The organism is Cellulomonas bogoriensis 69B4 = DSM 16987 (assembly GCF_000767165.1).
Classification (GTDB): domain Bacteria; phylum Actinomycetota; class Actinomycetes; order Actinomycetales; family Cellulomonadaceae; genus Actinotalea; species Actinotalea bogoriensis.
This window is the reverse complement of sequence record NZ_AXCZ01000253.1, coordinates 1-2,769: the sequence shown is the minus strand read 5'-3', so window position 1 is coordinate 2,769 and position 2,769 is coordinate 1. Positions and strand designations below refer to the sequence as shown.

Sequence of the window (2,769 nt, the reverse complement as noted above, 5' to 3'; positions counted from 1 at the left end):
CCGTCGCCCGGCCGGGGTCCACCGCACCGCCCGCACCGCCCGGGCCGGCCTCGCGATCCTCGCGATCCTGCACGCGCTCATGCCCGCCGTGCAGCGGGCGCGTAGCGCGTGACCGCGCCCAGCACCACCGCGTCGACGCGGGTCCCACGACGGGTCAGTCCCAGCTCCTCGCGCAGCCGCGAGGCGAGCTCGTCGATGTCACGTTCCACACCGTCCGAGGCGATCCACGCGACCAGGTCGTCCAGCTGGTCATCGCTGTAGGCAGCCACCGGAAGGCCGGCCTCCACGGGCGGTCGAGGTCCGCGCTGACGTGGGACCTGCGTCACCACAGCCGCCTCACCGGCGCTCGGTGCGGCGCGTCGTTGCGAGGGCACCTCCTGCGGCGCAGGCTCCTCGTCGTCGGGGTCGTCCACAGAGGCGGGGAGCGTCACCCGCGTCGGGACACCCTGGCTGATGCTGCGCCGCTGGCGGGCCACCAGGCGCGCCTGGCACGCCTGGACCGTGGCATCCAGGATCGCGTCGGCCTCGCCCTGCGGGTCCAGGAACGCGGCCGCGGACCACACCTGCACCACCGTCCACCCCAGGCGCTCGAGTCGTTCGGCGACCTGCCGGTCACGGACCCGCACACTCGGCTCGGCGACGTACGCCTCGTCGTCGGTCAGGACCGCGACCAGCTTCTCGCGCGGGAGGTCGGGATGACCCACGACCAACGGGATCCGGTGGTGGCCGGTGCCGTGGCCCACCTCCACCAGCAGCCCATGGCGCCACAGCTGCTCCGCCAGGTCCAGCACGAGGCGGTCCGGTTGTGGCTGCCTGCCGCCCGGGGCGTCGTCCACGCGTTCGCCGGGCTCCTCCGCCGCGACCGTCAGCAGGTCTGCCAGCATCTGCGCCCCCGGAGCACGCAGCCGTGCAGGGTCCAGCTGGTCGGCCGCGAAGCAGCTGACCACCGTCAGCCGCCGGCGCCCCGCGCCCAGCCCCTCCAGGAGCAGAGCCTCACCGCCCGGCTCGCTGACGTCACCGAAGCGGTGCAGCACGCGGCCGTGCGGGGTGCGTCCGTAGCCGACCGACAGGACCACGGCCTCACGGGTCAGGCCCTGCACCCCTGCGAGATCCACCACGGTGAACGGCTCGGGGCGGTCGGTGCGGAAGAACCTCTCCAGCGCCGGGTTCGCCCGGACCTCGGTCAGCACGGCCTCCCGGACCCGATCGGCGTGGGCAGGGGCCACGGTCACGACGGCGAGAGACTCCTCGGGCCGGGTGAGCGCATGCTCCAGCACCAGCTCGACCACGTGGTCCACCTCGGCCTGGGTGGACTCGACCAACCCGTGCGCCGCAGGCATGCCGGACCCGTCGACCACGTCCAGGCGCAGCAACGACTGCGCCTGCGGCAGGGGGATCTCGGCAAGGCGATCCCCGTACCCGTACCGCGCGAGGAACGACGTCAGCCGCGGGTCGCGACGCGACTCGGCGTTCAGACCCACGGACGGGAGCACCTCGGCCAACGCGGGCAGCGCCGTCCCGGAGGCGCACCTCACGTCGCCGACCACCAGGACCTGCCGGCCACGGGAGACGGCCGACACCACGGTCTCGGTCCCCATGTGACCGGCGGCGTCCAGGATCACCAGGTCCTCGCCGCGCCCCGGTGGCAGGACGTGCGGCACGAGCATCGCCGAGGCGACCAGGCACGGCCGCAGGTGCCGGGTGACGGCCGGGTAGCGTTCGACCGCCTGGCGCAGACCGGTGAACCGGTGCTCGACCACGTCAGCGAACAGCGCCTGGGTCTGGTCCTCCGCGGCACGCAGACGCGTGCGAAGGTCCTCGCGCGCGGCGGCCAGCGCCAGTAGTGCGCGGTCGGCCACGTAACGCCGGTCCAGGGTGCGGAACTCCTCGACCAGCCGTGCGAGCGCGTTCCCGTCGTACCCCGCGAGCGCGGGGTCCGCGCGCAGGATCTCCTCGAAGACGGTCGTCCACCACGCGAGCTCGAGCTCCGGGCCGACGAGGTTCGACGGGACCCGCCGGGCCTGCAGGTCCTCCAGGAGGTCGCCCAGCCCCTGGTTGTCCAGGTTGCGCAGCAGGGCGGTGCGCTCGGGCAGCGTGTCCAGGGCGTCCTCGTCCTGACGCAGGCGGGCGAGCCGCTCGACGAGCTCGTCCCACGTCGCGTCGGCCAGGCCCGCTCCGCCGGTCGTGGTCACGAGGACCTCGTCGAGGGAGGTGAGGTCGGCGAGGAGGCTCGCGTGACCACGCTCCACAGCGGCCAGGCCCTCAGGGATGCGCGGCCACCCGCCGGCCGGGCAGTGCGCCTGCCAGATCTCCCGCTGGGCCTGGACCTCGACCAGTGCGGCGTGCAGGTCCTCCACGGGGCGGCCGGGCCGAAGCACGTCCTTGGCCTGCTTGCGCAGGCGCCGGCGCACGGAACCAGGCATGTCGATGCCACGTTCGGCGCGCCACTGCGCGGTGGCGGTCGCTGCGACCAGGTCGGCCGCCGACCGCTCGAACACGATCGGCTGGAACACGTCCAGGGCTCCGCGCACCCCGGCGAGCATCTGCAGCTGCTCCCCCCACTGCGCCGCCGTGGCGGCCGGTGTCAGGCCCGTGGACTCCGCCACCCGGCGGACCTCGTCACGGACCTCCGGCAGGACCTCGTCCAGGAGCCGGGTGACGGTGGCGCGTGCCCGGCGCGCCCGCTCGGCGGTGAGGATCTCGGCGCCGTGCCACGGGCTGGATCGCGTGGCCGCGGTGAAGGCCCCGAGGCCGGCGCAGCGCACGAGG

General features: G+C 74.5%; 1 pseudogene. It reads right to left on the bottom strand.

The features are described 5' to 3' along the window. Positions 1-77: 77 nt before the first annotated feature. A pseudogene (locus N869_RS17980) lies at positions 78-2,769 on the bottom strand (ATP-binding protein); the annotation flags it as partial.